Below are 17191 nucleotides of genomic sequence, written 5' to 3'. Positions count from 1 at the left end.
ATGCCGGCGCTGCCAGCGACCCCGGAATCCGCCAACTATTTCGGACGATTGCTGACGCTGGTCTGGCTGTCCCTCGCCCAGCTCGTGCGGGCGCCGTCGCATTCGCGCCGCGCCGAGGCGGCGCGCCGCTCCGCGCGCCACGGACTTTTGCTCGTCGTCATTGTCGGCGCCGTGATCATCACGCTGATGTATGCGTTCGATGTGACCGAGATCAGTCTGATGCCGCCACGCGGCACGCCGAGTCTCTGGTGGGTGAAGACGCTCACCGACTTCGGCAAGGACGAGTATGTGCTGTGCGCGCTTGGCCTGCTGCTGATCGCGGTCGCGTTGGCGGCGCCTGCGCTGCGCGGCGTGCCGCGCGCCACCTTGCTCGGCCTCGGGACAAGGCTGCAATACCTGTTTCTGTCGGTCGTGCTCTCGGTCGCTGTCGGCGAATTGATCAAGTGGACCGTCGGCCGCGGACGGCCCTTTGTCGGCGGCAAGGCCAATGCCTTCAACTTCCAGCATTTCGCCGGCACCGAGGCCTATTCGAGCTTTCCGTCGGGACATTCGATCACCGCGTTCGCACTGGCCTTTGCCGTGTCCGCGGTGTGGCCGGGCGCGCGGTTCGCGATGCTGGTCTATGCGCTGGTCATCGCCGCGACCCGGCTCGTGCTGCTGGCGCATCATCCGAGCGACGTGGTGGCCGGTGCGCTGGTCGGGGTGATCGGCGCAATGGTCGTACGCTACTGGTTCGCCGCCCGCCGCCTTGGTTTTGCCATTCATCGCGACGGCACCGTGGTGGCGCTCTCAGGACCGTCGGACGGGCGTCTCAAAAGGGTTGCGAGGAGCGCCTTCGCCCCATAAAAGCGGTCGCCCGACGGTCGGATCGGGCTGGTTCCATCGCCGACAATACCAACCACGAGTGCCGATTTGCCTGCTCCCGACCAGACGCCGGTCGCCGTTTCCATCGTCGTGCCTGTGCGCAACGAGGCGGACAATATCGCGCCGCTGATCGCCGAGATCGCGGCCGCGCTCGACGGATGCTGGGCCTACGAGATCATCTACATCAATGACGGTTCGACCGATGCCACCGGCGAGCGGCTGAGCGCGGTCATGGTCGAGCGGCGCAATCTCCGGCAGCTCCGCCACGCGGTCTCGTCGGGCCAGTCGGCGGCCGTGCGCAGCGGCGTGCGCGCCGCGCGCGGCGCGATCGTGGCGACGCTCGACGGTGACGGCCAGAACAATCCCGCCTTCCTGCCGGACCTGATCGCGGCGGTCGAGAGCGGCAATGGCCGCGTCGGCCTCGCCGCGGGCCAGCGCGTCGGGCGCAAGGACACCGGCTTCAAGAAGCTGCAATCGCGCATCGCCAACACGGTGCGCAGCATCATCCTGCGCGACGGCACCCGCGACACCGGATGCGGCCTGAAGGCGTTTCCGCGCGAGGTGTTTCTGGCGATGCCTTACTTCGACGGGCTGCACCGTTTTCTTCCGGCACTGGTCCGCCGCGAGGGGCTGACGATTGCCTATGTCGACGTCGTCGACCGGCCGCGCCATTCCGGCGTGTCGAACTATGGATTCTTCGACCGGCTCTGGATCGGGATCATGGATCTCGCCGGCGTGTGGTGGCTGATCCGCCGCAAGAAGCCGACGCCGGTCGTCACGGAAGTGGTCGCTGAAGTGCCCGATGTCGCCGGCGTGCCGGGCGTGACCGAGGTGAAGTGATGCTGATTCAGTACGGTCAGGCGCTGAGCGCCTATCTCTACGACGTGTTCATCGCCAAGTTCGACTTCTGGCTGGCGTTCGGACTGATCGCGCAACTGTTCTTCACCGCGCGCTTCCTCGTGCAGTGGATTTCCAGCGAGCGCGCCGGCCAGAGCGTGGTGCCGATGGCGTTCTGGTTCTTTTCGATGGGCGGCGGCCTGATGACGCTGATCTACGGGCTTGCCAAGCGCGAGCCCGTCATCATCATCGGGCAGGGGCTGGCCACGCTGATCTACATTCGCAACATCATGCTGATCGTGAAGAACCGCGGCCGCGGGTCGAAGACGCTCGATAGCTGATTGCCGTCATCGTCAGCCCGGATCGATTGCGACCGGATCTGAATCAAGGTCAAACATTCGCCCCAAGGCGCGTGGCATCTACGGCTTGCCGTGGGCGTGGCGGTATCTCGAGACCGTGCCCCAGGGGATGAGGGGCGTTGATGACCGGCCGTGACGAAGCGACGAAAGCGGATGGTCTATCGGGCGTCCGCGATGTTCCGTCGCTTGACGAGCCGCCGCTGACCGGCGAGCGCAAATTGCCTGACCGGCGCGCCGTCAGTTTCCGCTGGATGACGGGGACGATTCTGATCGGATCCGCGGCCGTCGCTCTTCTGGCTGGCGCGCTTCGCGGGGCGTTTGGCGATCACGCGCGATTCGCAAGCGCGCCGGTCGTGTCACTTCCGCGCTTCGCAGGGCAGGTGGTTGACGAGGCGCGGCGCGGCGATCGTCTCGACCGGAGGCTCGGCTCGCAGGGCAATTCCGCTGCGCTCAAGATTGAGCAGCTGAGCGATGCCGGCGCGGTCCGTCGATTTACCCGCGTGTCAGCGCGGCTCGCGGAGATCGATCTCGAACCACGACAGGAAGCGCGGGGAGACGAAAAGGACGACGCGCGACCGGGCTCGCAACGCGACCTGCTGTCGGAGCTGCCGGCCATCATACGGACGGGTCCATCGCGCCGCCCACTGCCGGGCGGCACCAGCGCCTATGCTGACGGTGAGGACGTACCGCATCCGCCGGCTCCGATCGGTGAGGCTGTCAACGTAACCAACCTTCCGAAGTCTCCTTCGTCGTCGCGTCACCGTCGACATGTCATTATCGCGAGAAGCGGCGACACGCTGTCCGCCATCCTGCGGGCGCTGGCGGCGGCCGCGGAGGACGCGCCGGCGATCCTCGCGGCTTTCCCGTCGCCTGGCGCTCGAGAGACGCTGTCCGGTGGCGAGAAAATCACGGTCATCGAACAGGGCGAAGACGCCGGTTCGCCACGCGGCCATGTCGCGAAAGTGTCGATCGAACGGGCCGGCTCCAATGTGTCCGCCGTCGGTCGCACCGATGGCGGCCAATACCAGGCGATCGTGCCGGAACAGCCGGATATCACCTCGCGGAGCGAGAGCCCGCTGCGTGAGTCGATCGATACGCATTCCGTTCCGGGCGAAACGCTCCGTGACGGCCTTAACGCGCTTGCGCGCTCCAACCACGTCGATCAGGGGATCGTTGCTGAACTGATGCGGCTCTGTGGTCGCGATTTCGATCTCGACGAGCCGCTCGGCGACGCCGATGTGGCTGAGATCATCTACGCGCCGAACGACATCGGTCAGCCGGAATTGGTCTTCATTGACTTGACGGCGGGCGGGCAGACCCGCCGGTACTATCGCTTCACGGCGCCGGACGATGGCAGCTCCGATTTCTATGACGAGACCGGCCAGTCCATCACCAAATTCCTGTTGCGCAAGCCGGTCGTGAGCGGGCGGCTCGGCGACGGCTTTGGCTGGCGGATTCATCCGATCCTTGGCGACCGCCGCTTCCATGAGGGCGTCGATTATGCGGCGCCCTATGGGTCGCCCATCGCGGCCGCGGGCGCCGGCGTCGTCGAGACTGAAGGGTACGAACGGGGGTACGGGAAATATATCCGCGTGCGGCACGACCGCGGCTATGAGACGACCTATGCCCACGTCGCGAGCTTCCCGTCCGGACTGAAGATCGGAGACCGCGTTCGTCAGGGCGAGACGATCGCCTTTGTCGGATCGACCGGTCTCTCGACCGGACCGCATCTCTATTACGAGGTGCGGATCAACGGCCGCAACGTCGATCCGCTTCGGATGAAGCTGTCAGGCGGCCGGCTGCTGCAAGGCGACCTGCTTGGGGCCTTCGATCGCCAGCGTGACAGCATCAACCAACTCGCTGCCATCTCCGCGCTTCCACAGCGCCGTTTCGGCTCCGAACATCGGCCGCCGACATAGCGAGCGCAGATCGCATCAGGCCATGGCGCCGTGGCGGGCCTTGCAGGGGTCAGGAGCCCGGAGAGCTCGAAGGCACGGGCGCCGCAACGTCGGTCGTCGCCATCGTGCTCTCGCGGTCGGCGGCGGTCTCGCCGGTGGCATCGAGCACCGGATAGGCGACTGAGCAGATGTGCGAATGGATGCGGCGAAGGTCGCGCAGCACGTCGAGATGCAGCGAAGTGGTCTCGATGGTTTCGGGCCGGCCTTCGCGCAGGCGCTCCAGATGACGCTCGACGGCGGCCAATTCGGCCGCGCGCAGCGCCGCCTTTTCGGTGAGCAGCTTGCGCGCCTCGTTGGCGTCGCCCGACATGAACACGCCGAACGCGATCCGCAGCGAGTCGATCGTGCGCTTGTGGAACGCCGACAGTTCCTCGGCGCCTTCGGTGGAGAATTGCAGGCGATGCTTGATCTTCTTGGTCGCGAGCTCGCTCAGGTTCTTGTCGACGATGTCGCCGATATGTTCGAGATTGATCGCGAACGCGACGATCTCCATCGCGCGCTGACCCTCGCGCTCGTCCAGGCTGCCGCGGGTGAGTTTCGTGACGTAAAGCTTGATCGCCTCGTTCAGCCGGTCGACGGTGTTGTCCATCTTCGACACCTGGTCGACCAGGGCGCGATCGTTGGTCAGCATCGCCGCCATCACCTTGCGCAGCATGGCCTCGGTGTGATCGCCCATATGCAGCACCTCGCGCGCGGCATCGGCCAGCGCCAGTGAGGGCGTCTCCAGCGCGCTCTCGTCGAGATAGCGCGGCCGTGATGGATCGGTCTCCTGCGCTCGCTTCGGCAACAGACGTTCGAGCAGCCGCGCCATGTGATCGAGCACGCCGATGAACAGCAGCGCGGTCGCAACGTTGAAGGCGATGTGGAACAGCGCAGTCGCCTTGGCGAGATCGGGCTGCCAGGCGTAGATGATCTCGGTGATCGGGCGCAGGAACGGCGCCACCAGCACGATGCCGACGACGCGGTTGACGAGGTTGCCGACCGGCAGCCGGTAGCTCGCCGGATTGTCGCGCCGCGCGCCCTCCAGCAACGGATTGATGGCGCTGCCGAGATTTGCGCCGAGCACCAGCGCGAACGCGGCATAGGGCGAGATGAACTGGGAAAAGGCCAGCGACATCACCAGCAGCACGCTGGCGACACTGGAATGGACTAGCCAGGTGACGACGGCGCCGATCAGGATGCAGAGCACGGGATCGCCGGTGATCGCGCCCAGAAACACGCGCACGCCCGGGGCATTCTCGGCGGGCGCCATCGTATCGAGCAGGATGTGCAGCGCCAGCAGCATCAGGCCGAGGCCGATCGAGACGCGGCCGAGATCCTTGATCCGGGAGCGCGGCCCGCTGCGGAACGCGACGAGGCCGACAATGAACAGAACCGGCGCGATGGCGGCGACGTTGAACGACAGCACCTGCACGATCAGCGTGGTGCCGATATTGGCGCCGAGCATGATCGCGAGCGCCGGCACCAGGCTGACGATCTCTTCGGCGGCGAAGGAACTGGTGATCAGGGCTGTCGCGGTCGAACTCTGGAGCAGGGCGGTCAGGCCGAGACCGGCGCCAAGGGCGGTAAAGCGGTTGCGCAGCGCCCGGGCAAGCAGCAGCCGCAAATCCGGCCCGAAGGCACGCAGAATCCCGCTATGGACCATGTGCAGGCCCCACAGCAGGAGCGCCACGCCCCCCATCAGATCGAGCAGAACAATGCTTCCCATGCTTCCTGGCATCCCGGCGAATTCGAGTCGAAAGGATATAGGTATCGTCTATCGACTGGCGATCAACCCCTTTTTGTTCTCATGCGAGCCCGGCGGGAGCGACGCACGCTGCTGAGTGGATCGGCCGATCGGGAGGGTGTCATTCGATCTACAGCGTCAATCCTCAACTATTCAATCTTTGATTGAAGCAAGCTTCTGGGGCCCGGCGAGGGCGCCCCCGGGTAAACGAATCTCGAACGCGACCGCTCAATTGCGATGGGTTCCGCTAGGCAGTTTCCAATCTTTCCCGGGTATGACGATAGTCAGGAAGTTGCCCAGAAAGGCTTGGGGATCAGAATGTTTATGAATCGCCGCAAGAGCGAACGCCGCCCGTGCCGGAGCGTCGCCAAAATTCAACTGGGCACAGGGTCGCTGCCACGCGACTGCATGATCACCGATATTTCGGCCGGCGGCGTCAAGGTGATCGCCGAATATCTGGAGATCCCGCCGGAATTCACCATCATCCTGTCGACCGGCAGTCCGCGTCAGTGTCGGCTGGCCTGGCAGATCGGGCACGAGTTCGGCGCCCAGTTCGTCGACTGAACCCGTCATTTGGCTGCTTTCTCGCCAGGCGTCCGGCACCGCATCTGGGCCGGATGACGGCGACATGATGGCATCCTTAACCGGACCTTAGGGTTAAGCTGTGAGCATCCCGGAACCTTCGCCGTTCCGAGTCTCGCTTTATGTTTGAGAAATTACCCCGACCCTCAGGCCGCGCGCGCCGTCTCGCGGGCACGGTATCTGCCGCGATCCTGCTGATCGGGTTGTCCGCCTGTCAAACCTCCGGCCCGTCTGACATCACGGGCTCATTGGGCGACACGGCGGAGGCCACGCCGGCCCCGGCCGATCCGCGGCGCGACATCGCGACCTACCACGAGCGCGTCCGCGCCAACCCGAAAGACACCGAGGCCGCGCTGAAATACGCCCGGGCGCTACGCGCCACCGGCCAGCGGGCCCAGGCGGTCGCCGTCATGGAGCAGGCGGTGCTGGCGCAACCCAGCAACAAGGCGCTGCTCGCAGGTTACGGCCGGGCGCTCGCCGACAACGGCAATTTCCAGCAGGCATTCGACGTGCTCGGGCGCGCGCATACCCCGGAAGATCCGGACTGGCGCATCCTCTCGGCGCAGGGCGCCGTGCTCGATCAACTCGATCGCCACGACGAGGCGCGGCAGTATTATGCGAGTGCGCTGAAGATCGTGCCTGACGATCCGTCAGTGCTCTCCAATATCGGCCTGTCCTACCTGCTGTCGAAGGACCTGCCGAGGGCCGAGGAGACGCTGCGCCGTGCCCGGGAGCGCGCCCCCGGCGACATGCGGGTGCGAACCAATCTCGCCGTCGTGGTTGGTTTGCAGGGCCGCCAGTCCGAGGCGGAAACCATCATGAAGGCCGATCTGACGCCGGAGCAGGGCTCAGCCAACGTCGCCGCGCTGAAACGGCTGTTGGCGCGCAGGGATGCGAGCCGCACCGACGCCGAGAAGATCCCGGTCGCAGCCAGTCGCCGCGACTAGGACGCTTTCAAGCGGAACGCTAGCCGGCGGCCCGGCGCCCGTCGTTTCGGCGCGACTGCAGCTTCTTGAGGATCGGCGACAGGAACGACTCGCGGGCTTCGGCGAGATCGGGGCGGCCGGTGAGGCGCTGCGCGATCTGCAGGAAAGTCCTTGTGGTGCGGTGACGCGCGGAGACTTCCGCGATCATCTGGCCGTTGTTGGCGGCTTCACCGAACAGCCGGCAGTCGAACGGGATCGCTGCGATCGGCTGGCTCTCGATCGTCTTGGCGAAATCCTTGACCTCGATCTCGGGGCGCTTCGACATACCGACCTGGTTCAGGCAGTAGAGCGGCGGGCGGTCGTTCGGACGCGCTGTCCTCAACAGGTTAATCATGTTCTTGGTGTTGCGCATGTTGGCGAGGTCGGGCTCGGCCACGATCAGGATATCGTCGGCACCGACCAGCACGCGTTTGGTCCAGGCGGTCCATTGATGCGGCACGTCGAGCACGATGCAGGACGTCGTCATGCGCATCGTATCGAAGATGGCATCGAACGCCTCGGCGCCGAAATCGTAGACCTGGTCGAGGGTGGCCGGCGCCGCCAGCAGGCTGAGATGATCGCCGCATTTTGCGAGCAGGCGCTCCATGAAGGCTGAGTCCGGACGTTCGGGCGAGAACACGGCGTTGGCAATGCCCTGCACCGGGTCCTGATTGTAGTCCAGGCCGGCGGTACCGAAGGCGAGGTCGAGATCGACGACGACCGAATCCAGCCCGAGGTCGCGCGCGATGGTCCAGGCGACATTGTGGGCAACGGTCGAGGCGCCGACGCCGCCCTTGGCGCCCGCGACCGCGATCAGGCGGCCGACCGAGACCGCTTCGGAGGCCGAGAACAGGCTGCAGATCGAGCGTACGATGTCGAGCACCTTGACCGGCCCGATGACGTAGTCGTTGACACCGCGCCGGACCAATTCCCGATACGGCGCAGTCTCGCCGGGCCTGCCGAGCACCACGACGCGGGTGCCGGGATCGCAGACCGTGGCGAGCTCGTCGAGACCGGCGAGGAAATCGTGATCCGGCTCGGTCTCCAGCATAATGACGTTGGGCGTCGGCGCCTTGTGGTAGGCGTCGATCGCCGCGGCGATGCCGCCCATATGGACCGAGAGATGAGCCTTGGCGAGCCGGCGGTCGTCGGCAGCCGCGCGTGCGTTCGCGGCGGTCGCGACGCTGGCGCAGAAGGCCTGCACGGAAATCCGCGGCGCCGGCGCGATGTAATCGTTGGCGTGCTGCGGCTCGTCTTGCTGTTCGGTCATTTCGCGGCGTCGCTCAGCTTGGCTTTCTCGGCTTCGGGGTAGGCGGTCGCGGTCGACTCACCCTTGCGGTATTTATCGAACGCGATCGTACGGCGCGGCGTATAGGCTGCGGTCTCGGTTCGCGGCTGTTCGAGGTCGGACGGATTGGCGACCATCGCGGCAAGGTTACGCTGCGTGGCGCAGCCGAAATTGTCGTACTGCTTGTTCTCGTTGTAGCTCGGATTGTAGATCGAGGGACCGAGGTCGCTCGGCCACACTCCGCAGGGACCGGCGACGGCGGCCATCTTCGGATAGCTCAAGCGAATGGTCGGAAGCGCGCGCGGATCATCGAGATGATAGGGGCGCTTGGTGATGGCATGGGCGGGCACGCCCATCGACGCCAGCAGGCCGCGGATCTCCTGATACACCGCCTGTGCCGAGCGCGCGTTCGAGCTGTCGGCCGGCACGTCGATCGCAATCGCGCCGGTGCCTTCGCGGCGCCAGGTGCGTGCCAGCCCCATGACGTCGTCGCGCTGCGTTTCGGTGAGGTTGCCGCGGGCGCGGCCGACGAAGACGACGATCGATTGCTCGCCTTCGGTGACGGCGATCGGATGCCGCTGCCGGTAGTCGTCGGGCACCGTGCCGGTGACGACATCGCCCGTCAGATTGCAGCCGCCGAGCGCGATCGCGCTGACGACGAGGGCGCCGAACAGCGACAGCGTCGTGGCACGACCGGCTTGTGTGTTGCGTGTCATCATAGGATCCCCCACCCCCTTCAGGTCCGCGCCTCAGTCGATGATGAAGCCGAAATTGACCGGCGTGGCGCCGATCGGCTCGCCGCGGGCGGCAACGCCGTAGATGCGATTGACGCGCGCCAGCAGCGCCGACTGCGCGTCGGAAGCCGGGGCAAATCCGTCGTCGGGACGGGACAGCTCCTTCTGTGCAACGGCGCGCACCACGTAGGGCGTCACGATGACCATGAGCTCGGTCTCGTTGTTGACGAAGTCCTGGCTCCTGAAGAGCTGGCCGAGGATCGGGATCTGATCGACGCCGGGCATGCCGTTGATGGCCTGCTTGGTCTGCTCCTGGATCAAACCGGCCATCGCGATCGAGCCGCCGGACGGCACCTCCAGCGTGGTGTCGGCGCGGCGGGTCTTGATCGAGGGAATGGTCGTGCCGTTCTGACCGCCGGTCAGGGCGTTTTCCATCGAGACTTCGGAGACCTCGGTCATCACCTTCAGGCTGATCCGTCCCTCGGTCAGCACCACCGGAGTGAAGTTGAGCGAAATGCCGAATTTCTTGAAGCTGACGGTCTGGACGCAATTGCCGATCGTGCCCGACGTCGTCGTCTGGCAGGTGACGCCGGTCGGAATCGGAAACTCGCCGCCCGAAATGAAGGTCGCCGACTCGCCCGAGATCGCGGTGAGGTTGGGCTCGGCCAGCGTCTTGACGACGCCCGCGCTCTCCATCGCGCGCAGCGTCGCGGTGACGGTCGGCACGCCGAGCTTGTTCAGGGCTGCGCCCGTTAGCCCGTTGTTGGGGGCGAGCGCACCATTATTGGCGGTGAAGGCGTTGGCGTTGTTGAAGACCACCGCGGCGGTGCCGTAGTTCATGTTGGCGCTGAGGTCGACGCCGAGCTGCTTGACGACGTCCCGGCGGACTTCGGCGACGGTGACCTTCAGCATCACCTGGTCGCGGCCGCGGACCACGATGGAATTGACGACCTTGTCGGCGCTGCCGACCAGTTTGGCGGCGATGTCGCCGGCCTGCTGGGCCTCGACCGGGCTTGCCACCGTGCCGGTCAGGACGACGCTGTCGCCGACGCCCTCGATCTGGACGCCGGGCAGCATCTGCTTCAGCGCGGCGCGCATGCCGTTGAGGTCGCGCTTGATGGCGATGTCGTAGGAGGCGACCTGGTTGCCGTCGGCGTCGAAGAACACCACGTTGGTCTGGCCGACCGCCGCGCCGATGATATAGGCGCGCTGCGCCGAGCGGATCACGGCGTTGGCGATCTTGGGATCCGCGACCAGAACGTCCTTGGCCTCGCGCGGCAGGTCGACCACGACCGACTTGCCAACGCCGAGCGAGACGGAGCGCGTCTTGGCGGCGATGCTGCTCGTCACCGCGACATCCGCGTTCTTGTCGGGATCGGTCGCGCTGGCAAGGGCTGGGATCAGCATCAGCGCAGTGATCGCCGAGAATGACAGCGCGCGGACCAGCGTGGTCGACGTCGCCATTTGTTTCGCACCCGTCGTCATATCGAAGCCCCCATCACTTCTGTGTCGTCAGAGAGCTCGGGATGCCGAAGCGCACCACCTTGATGCTCTCGCCCCGCTTCGGGGCATGGTCTCTGGTCTCGTCGGTCTGCTCGTTGACGTCGGCGATGCTGCGCAGCGCCAGCGCCAGCGTGCCGCTCTGCCGGGCGCGCGCCAGCGTCTCGGCCTGTTCGGGCTTGAGCTCGAGGGTCACGGTCTTGCCGACGAGGGAGTTGTTGCCGTCCTTCTCCTTCGGCGCCTGGTCGATCGCCAGCACGCGGACGTTGGACAGCAGGATTTCAGTGGTGACGATATCGCGGCCGCCTTGCTGGTCGGGATTCTTGTCGCGTCGCGACAGGATCACGTCGACGCGGTCGTTCGGCAGAATGAAGCCGCCGGCGCCGGTCTCCGGCGAGATTTCGGTGGAGATCGCGCGCATGCCGGAGGGCAGGATCGCGGCCATGAAGCCGCTTCCATTGGCCTTGACCAGCTTCTGCTCGCGGATCGGTTCGCCGACGATGAAGGGCGCGCGTGCGATCGAACCGATGATGTCGTTCATGGCATTGGCGTTGGCGTCGTGACGGATGAACGCGCTGCTTGCAGTTTCAGCTGGCCAGCGCTGCCACTGGATGTCTTCGGCCTTGACCGATTGACCGAGCCCGATGTCGGACTTTGCGACCAGCACTTCGACGGTCGGCAGTTGCGCGACGGGCGGCGCGACCGGCGCCGGTTTGCGATCGCCAACGCTCGCGAGATACATGGCCGCGAGGCCTGCGACGCCGGCGATGCCGAGGACCACGATGCGTGCCGTTTTCATGCGATTGTCTGAATGCCCTTCACACAGGGCAGTCGCGTCCTTGCGGCACTGACAGCCCTTCCCGAGGCATCACTACGGCCGCAAAAGTATAAGGGAACTTGATGGAAGGTCCGGACAATTAAGGGATTGGTGGGGATGGTGAACGGCGAGTTATCGGCGCCGTTGCATCTCCGCAGAATCCCGGAGATCGCGCGTGCTCAAGGCATACGACGTTGGTCGCAACGCGGCGTCATCGCCGGTTGGTCGTGGTTAATGTCGTCTAACGCGCGCGCCAGCGCGGGAGGATCAGAGCGCGGCCTTCAGCGCCGCAAATCCACGGTCGAGGTCGGCCTTGAGGTCGTCGAGATTCTCGAGCCCGATATGCAGCCGCAGCGTCGGCCCGCCCGGCGACCATTTGGTCGCCGTGCGATAGTCGCTGCAATCGAACGGGATGGCGAGGCTTTCGAAACCGCCCCAGGAAAAGCCCATGCCGAACAGAGTGAGCGCGTTCAGCATTGCATCGACCGCGGTCTGCGGCACCGGCTTCAGCACGATGCTGAACAGCCCGGAGGCGCCGGTGAAGTCGCGTTTCCAGATCGCGTGCCCGGGATCGGTGTCGAGGGCAGGGTGCAGCACGCGATCGACCTCGGGCCGCGCGCCGAGCCAGCGCGCGATCTCGAGCCCGGAGCGGTGGTGCTGCGCAAGCCGCACCGATAGCGTGCGAACCCCGCGCAGCGCGAGATAGACGTCGTCGGGGCCGGCGCAGACGCCGAGCAGGCGGATCGCCTCCTGGATCAGCGGCCAGGCTTTCGCATTGGCTGCGACGGTGCCGAACATGATGTCGGAGTGGCCGCCGACATATTTGGTGCCGGCCTGCATGCTGATGTCGACGCCCTGTTCGAGCGAGCGGTGATAGAGCGGCGTCGCCCAGGTGTTGTCGTCGATCATGAGCGCGCCGCGGGCGTGCGCCACGGCCGATATCGCCCGCACGTCCGGCATCTCGAACGTCTGCGAGCCGGGCGCTTCGATCAGCACCGCGCGGGTGTTCGGCTTGAACAGCGTCTCGATGCCGGCGCCGATCAGCGGGTCGAAATAGCTGGTCTCGATGCCGTAGCGCTTGAGCATGTTGTCGCAGAAATTGCGGGTCGGCCGATAGGCATTGTCGCACACCAGGAGGTGATCACCGGTTTTGAGTACGGCGAGCAGCGTGGTGCTGATCGCCGCCAGTCCCGACGGGGCAAGGCCGACGCCGGCGCATTGCGGACCTTCCAGCGCCATCAGCACGTCCTGCAGCGCCCGCGTGGTCGGGCTGCCATGGCGCCCATAGGTAAATTCGGCGCGATGGGCGTGGAGGTCCTCCGCGGTCGGATAGAGCACGGTCGAGCCGTGAAACACCGGCGGATTGACAAAGCCCTTCTGGGCCTTGGTGTCGCGGCCGGCCGTGACCAGACGGGTCGCGGCCTGTTGCGGGTGGGAGGGCGTGGAGCCGTCGGAGGAGGTCATGGATCGCTGCCGTTGGACTTTAGACTTTTTGCCGCAGCCGTACCGCGTCGGAAGACAGGGCCGGGCCGGGAGGTGTTACTAACAAGAGGTAGAAGACATGCGTCAACCCCTTGACCCGGCTCGTCAGTCGCTATGTGATGCGCCGCAACTACCAGTCGCCGCACGTTGAGGGGCCTGCCGCGACCTACGATCCGTTGCCTGACCGGTTTGCAGGTCAAACTGCCGGTCAAATCGGCATTTTTGCTGCAAGGGATCATTGGGATGGCCCGTGAACGCGAGGCGATCACAAAGTAACCGTCCACCGGACGACCCTGAAAGGCCCCGCCCATGAAACGCGTATCCCTGGCTGTCACCCTTGCCGCTGCCGCCGCCCTGTCGGTCCAGGCCGCCTCGGCGCAAACCCTCAAGACGGTCAAGGACCGAGGCCAGCTGTCCTGCGGCGTCAGCGGCGGCCTGCCGGGCTTCTCGTCACCGGACGACAAGGGGAACTGGACCGGCATCGACGTCGACATCTGCCGTGGCATTGCCGCGGCGATCTTCGACGATCCGTCCAAGGTCAAGTTCGTGCCGCTGTCGGCCAAGGACCGCTTCACCGCGCTGCAGTCGGGCGAGATCGACGTGCTGTCGCGCAACACCACCTGGACGCTGTCGCGCGATACCTCGCTCGGCGCCAACTTCACCGGCGTGACCTATTATGACGGGCAGGGCTTTCTGGTGAAGAAGTCGCTGAAAGTCAACTCGGCGCTGGAGCTGAACAGCGCGTCGGTCTGCGTGCAGACCGGCACCACGACCGAGCAGAACCTCGCCGACTACTTCAAGGGCAACAACATGAAGTATGAGGTGATCGCGTTCGCCGGCGCCGACGAGACCGTGAAGGCCTACGAGACCGGCCGTTGCGACGTGTTCACCTCCGACGTGTCCCAACTCTATGCGCAGCGGCTGAAGCTCGCCAACCCGGCCGACCACGTCGTGCTGCCCGAGATCATCTCCAAGGAGCCGCTCGGCCCGATGGTTCGCCATGGCGACGACCAGTGGTTCGACATCGTGAAGTGGGCGCTGTTCGCCCAGATCAATGCCGAGGAACTCGGTGTCACCCAGAAGAACGTCGACGAGATGGCCAAGTCGGACAAGCCCGACCTCAAGCGCGCCTTCGGCACCGACGGCAATCTCGGTGAGCAACTCGGCCTGACCAAGGACTGGTTCTCCCGCATCATCAAGGCCGTCGGCAATTACGGCGAGATGTACGATCGCAACGTCGGCGCCGGATCGAAGCTGCAGATCGCACGCGGGCTCAATAATCTCTGGAACAAGGGCGGCATCCAGTACGCGCCTCCGATCCGCTGACCGGCGACGAGGCGGCTGCGGCGATGACGACCGAGCCCCGAAAACCACCGCCGCAGTTTATCTTCCGCCTGAAGCGCGCGCTCGGCGGCCAGTCCGGCTGGACTGGCCTTGCCGTGCAGATCGTGTTCGCGGCGGTGTTGGCCTGGGTCGCCTATGAGATCGTGGCCAATGCCCGCGCCAACCTGGAGACGCAGCGCATTGCCTCCGGGTTCGGGTTTCTCAAGAACAATGCGGGCTTTGATGTCAGCCTGAACCTGATCCCGTATTCGGGGTCGGACACCTATACCCGGGTGTTCTTCGTCGGCCTACTCAACACGCTGCTGGTTGCGGGCATTGGCATCGTCTTCGCCACCATTATCGGCTTCATCATTGCGCTGTGCCGGCTGTCGCCGAACTGGCTGCTGGCGCGGCTCGGCGAGATCTATGTCGAGATCGTCCGCAATCTGCCGCTGCTGTTCCAGCTGTTGTTCTGGTACCTTGCGGTGCTGGCGGCGCTGCCGGGGCCGCGCCAGAGCATCTCGCTGTTCAACGCCTTCTTCCTCTCCAATCGCGGGCTGGTGATCCCGCGGCCGATCGGCGAGGCCGGGCTTGATCCGTTTCTGATCGCGCTCGCGATCGCCATCGCAGGCGCGCTGGCGCTGCGCGCCTACGCAAGGCGGGCGCTGTTTCAACGCGGGCAGGCGATCCGGATCTGGCCCTATGTGCTCGGCCTGCTGGTCGGATTGCCGCTGGTGACGGTGCTGGTGTTCGGGCTGCCGGTGACCTTCGAGCTGCCGCAACTCAAGGGCTTCAACTTCGCCGGCGGCGCGCGGGTTATTCCGGAGCTGGTTGCGCTGGTGATTGCGCTGTCGACCTATACGGCGGCCTTCATCGCCGAGATCGTCCGCGCCGGTATTCTGTCGGTCCATAAGGGACAGATGGAAGCCGGCTCGTCGCTCGGTCTGTCGCGCGGCACCACCTTGCGGCTGATCGTCGTGCCGCAGGCGATGCGCGTCATCGTTCCGCCGCTGACCAACCAGTATCTCAACTTGACCAAGAATTCGTCGCTGGCGGTCGCGATCGGCTATCCCGACCTGGTCTCTGTATTTGCCGGCACGACGCTGAGCCAGACCGGCCAGGCGATCGAGATCATCGCCATCACCATGGGCATGTACCTGCTGATCTCGCTGGTCACCAGCGCGGTCATGAGCGTCTATGGCTGGCGCATCAACCGGAGCCTTGGGGCATGACCGACGTCACCGCGTCATCCTTTGTCCGGCAGGACCTGGTGCCCGAGCGCCGGGCGCCGGTGAGGACCACCGGCCTCGTCGGTTTCATCCGCACGCGGCTCTTGAATTCGCCGACCAACATCCTGCTGACGATCCTGGCGCTGGGGCTGCTCTGGTACACGATCGTTCCCGCGTTCAGGTTCCTGCTGATCGATGCGGTCTGGAGCGGCAAGGACCGCAATGCATGTCTCGCCGAGACCGCCGGCCGTCAGGTCGGCGCCTGCTGGCCCTATATCCAGGCCAAACTGACGCAGCTGGTCTATGGCTTCTATCCCGAAGCCGAACGCTGGCGCGTCAATCTGACATTCATCCTCGCGGCCGTCCTGCTGCTGCCGCTGCTGATACCGCGCCTGCCGGCGAAGGGCCTGAATGCGAGCCTGTTCTTCTTCGCGTTTCCGGCGGTCGCCTTCTTCCTGCTGCGCGGCGGCGGACTAGCCGGTTTCGGCGTCAGCTGGGTCACGAGCCTGTTGCAGCTGTTCGACGACAGCATCGTCAATGCCGGGCAGGTACTGGTCAATCTCAGCCGGAATTCGGCGATCGGACCGCCGCTGTGGGCCGTCGGCAAGATCATCATGCTCGTCGGCAGCTTGATCGGCTGGCTGATCTTTCCGCTGACCTCGCTGCGCGAGCAGCTCCAGATGTCGAGCCAGCCGCTGTGGTTCGACTTCCTGCTGACCACTGGTATCGTCTCGCTGATCCTGTTCTTCCTCGGCGGCGGCATGCGAACCGGACAACGGGCGCTACTCGGGAGCCTGGCGAGCTTTGCCGGCATCGCGATCGTGATCAAGCTGATGGGGCTCGACCGCGGCGGACTGCCCATCGTCGACACCAGGCTGTGGGGCGGCCTCCTGGTGACGCTGGTGGTGTCGGTCACCGGCATCGTCACCTCGATGCCGATCGGGATCGCGCTGGCGCTGGGCCGCCGCTCGACCATTCCGCTGATCCGGATCTTCTCGATTGCCTTCATCGAGTTCTGGCGCGGCGTGCCGCTGATCACGGTGCTGTTCTTCGCAACCTACATGCTGCCGCTGTTCCTGCCGGGCAATTTCAACGTCGACGGGCTGGTCCGCGCGCTGATCGGCATCGCGCTGTTTGCCGGCGCCTACCAGGCCGAGGTGGTGCGCGGCGGCCTTGCCGCGATCCCGCGCGGGCAGGGCGAGGCGGCGAGCGCGCTCGGCCTGTCCTGGTGGAAGACCACGTCGCTGATCGTGATGCCGCAGGCGCTGCGCCACGTCATTCCGGGGCTCGTCAACAGCTTCATCGCGCTGTTCAAGGACACCTCGCTGGTTTCGATCGTCGCGCTGTTCGACCTCTTGGGGTCGTTGCATGCGACGTTCTCCGATCCGACCTGGTCGACGCCGACCACGGCCTTTACCGGCTTCGCTTTCGCTGGAATGATCTACTTCGTGTTCTGCTTTGGAATGTCGCGCTACTCGCTGTTCGTCGAAAACCGGCTCAACGCTCACCGCCGCCACTGAACAAGGT

The 17191-nt window shown here is 65.4% G+C and carries 15 protein-coding genes; 9 read left to right on the top strand and 6 right to left on the bottom strand.

Annotated features, from left to right (window positions below):
* The 4 genes from ACE10X_RS22990 to ACE10X_RS22975 all read left to right on the top strand — a co-directional run bounded on the left by ACE10X_RS22990 (position 1) and on the right by ACE10X_RS22975 (position 3979).
* Complete coding sequence (locus ACE10X_RS22990; RefSeq protein ID WP_375762934.1) at positions 1-846, top strand: phosphatase PAP2 family protein; 846 nt, start codon at positions 1-3, stop codon at positions 844-846.
* Between the two features lie 66 nt (positions 847-912).
* Positions 913-1704 carry a glycosyltransferase family 2 protein gene (locus ACE10X_RS22985; RefSeq protein ID WP_375762933.1) on the top strand — a complete coding sequence of 264 codons (792 nt, stop codon included), beginning with the start codon at positions 913-915 and terminating at the stop codon, positions 1702-1704.
* On the top strand, positions 1704-2042 hold the full coding sequence (locus ACE10X_RS22980) for a lipid-A-disaccharide synthase N-terminal domain-containing protein (RefSeq protein ID WP_016845896.1): 339 nt from the start codon (positions 1704-1706) through the stop codon (positions 2040-2042). Before ACE10X_RS22985 ends, ACE10X_RS22980 begins: the two co-directional genes overlap by 1 nt.
* Before the next feature lie 140 nt (positions 2043-2182).
* Positions 2183-3979: a M23 family metallopeptidase gene (locus ACE10X_RS22975; protein ID WP_375762932.1), complete on the top strand. Its 1797-nt coding sequence runs from the start codon at positions 2183-2185 to the stop codon at positions 3977-3979.
* A gap of 49 nt (positions 3980-4028) precedes the next feature.
* Here the strand turns inward: ACE10X_RS22975 and ACE10X_RS22970 are convergent, their stop codons facing one another.
* Complete coding sequence (locus ACE10X_RS22970) at positions 4029-5726, bottom strand: Na/Pi cotransporter family protein (protein ID WP_375762931.1); 1698 nt, start codon at positions 5724-5726, stop codon at positions 4029-4031.
* Between the two features lie 336 nt (positions 5727-6062).
* On the opposite strand from ACE10X_RS22970, the gene ACE10X_RS22965 reads away from it, so the two are divergent.
* Together ACE10X_RS22965 and ACE10X_RS22960 are read left to right on the top strand one after the other, a co-directional pair.
* Entirely contained in the window at positions 6063-6308 is a 246-nt protein-coding gene (locus ACE10X_RS22965) for a PilZ domain-containing protein (RefSeq protein WP_026192789.1), read from the top strand.
* Between the two features lie 140 nt (positions 6309-6448).
* Complete coding sequence (locus tag ACE10X_RS22960; RefSeq protein ID WP_375762930.1) at positions 6449-7273, top strand: tetratricopeptide repeat protein; 825 nt, start codon at positions 6449-6451, stop codon at positions 7271-7273.
* Positions 7274-7292: 19 nt separating this feature from the next.
* Here the strand turns inward: ACE10X_RS22960 and ACE10X_RS22955 are convergent, their stop codons facing one another.
* From ACE10X_RS22955 to metC, 5 genes are all read right to left on the bottom strand, one after another.
* Complete coding sequence (locus tag ACE10X_RS22955; protein ID WP_375762929.1) at positions 7293-8561, bottom strand: CpaE family protein; 1269 nt, start codon at positions 8559-8561, stop codon at positions 7293-7295.
* Positions 8558-9295, bottom strand: a complete 738-nt coding sequence (locus tag ACE10X_RS22950; RefSeq protein ID WP_375764600.1) for a CpaD family pilus assembly protein — start codon at positions 9293-9295, stop codon at positions 8558-8560. The genes ACE10X_RS22955 and ACE10X_RS22950 overlap by 4 nt, the downstream gene beginning before the upstream one ends.
* A 33-nt stretch (positions 9296-9328) precedes the next feature.
* A complete protein-coding gene (locus ACE10X_RS22945; protein ID WP_038386716.1) occupies positions 9329-10777 on the bottom strand; it encodes a type II and III secretion system protein family protein in 1449 nt (482 codons plus the stop codon).
* A 34-nt stretch (positions 10778-10811) separates the two neighbouring features.
* Positions 10812-11612: a Flp pilus assembly protein CpaB gene (cpaB, locus tag ACE10X_RS22940; RefSeq protein ID WP_057016555.1), complete on the bottom strand. Its 801-nt coding sequence runs from the start codon at positions 11610-11612 to the stop codon at positions 10812-10814.
* Between the two features lie 285 nt (positions 11613-11897).
* Complete coding sequence (gene metC, locus ACE10X_RS22935; protein ID WP_375762928.1) at positions 11898-13094, bottom strand: cystathionine beta-lyase; 1197 nt, start codon at positions 13092-13094, stop codon at positions 11898-11900.
* 327 nt (positions 13095-13421) lie between these two features.
* Between metC and ACE10X_RS22930 the strand changes: the two genes are divergently transcribed.
* The 3 genes from ACE10X_RS22930 to ACE10X_RS22920 are packed head-to-tail and all read left to right on the top strand — an operon-like array spanning position 13422 to position 17184.
* Positions 13422-14438, top strand: a complete 1017-nt coding sequence (locus ACE10X_RS22930; RefSeq protein ID WP_028331912.1) for an amino acid ABC transporter substrate-binding protein — start codon at positions 13422-13424, stop codon at positions 14436-14438.
* Positions 14439-14461: 23 nt separating this feature from the next.
* Positions 14462-15667 (top strand): amino acid ABC transporter permease, encoded by a 1206-nt coding sequence (locus ACE10X_RS22925; RefSeq protein WP_375762927.1) that lies wholly within the window; start codon positions 14462-14464, stop codon positions 15665-15667.
* The gene (locus ACE10X_RS22920; protein ID WP_375762926.1) at positions 15664-17184 is read left to right on the top strand and encodes an amino acid ABC transporter permease; all 1521 of its coding nucleotides are present in this window, start codon (positions 15664-15666) and stop codon (positions 17182-17184) included. Before ACE10X_RS22925 ends, ACE10X_RS22920 begins: the two co-directional genes overlap by 4 nt.
* Positions 17185-17191: the final 7 nt, after the last annotated feature.

Origin of the sequence: Bradyrhizobium sp. Pha-3 (assembly GCF_042258325.1) — a bacterium.
Lineage (GTDB): Bacteria > Pseudomonadota > Alphaproteobacteria > Rhizobiales > Xanthobacteraceae > Bradyrhizobium > Bradyrhizobium elkanii.
This window is presented reverse-complemented; position numbering and strand designations above follow the sequence as displayed.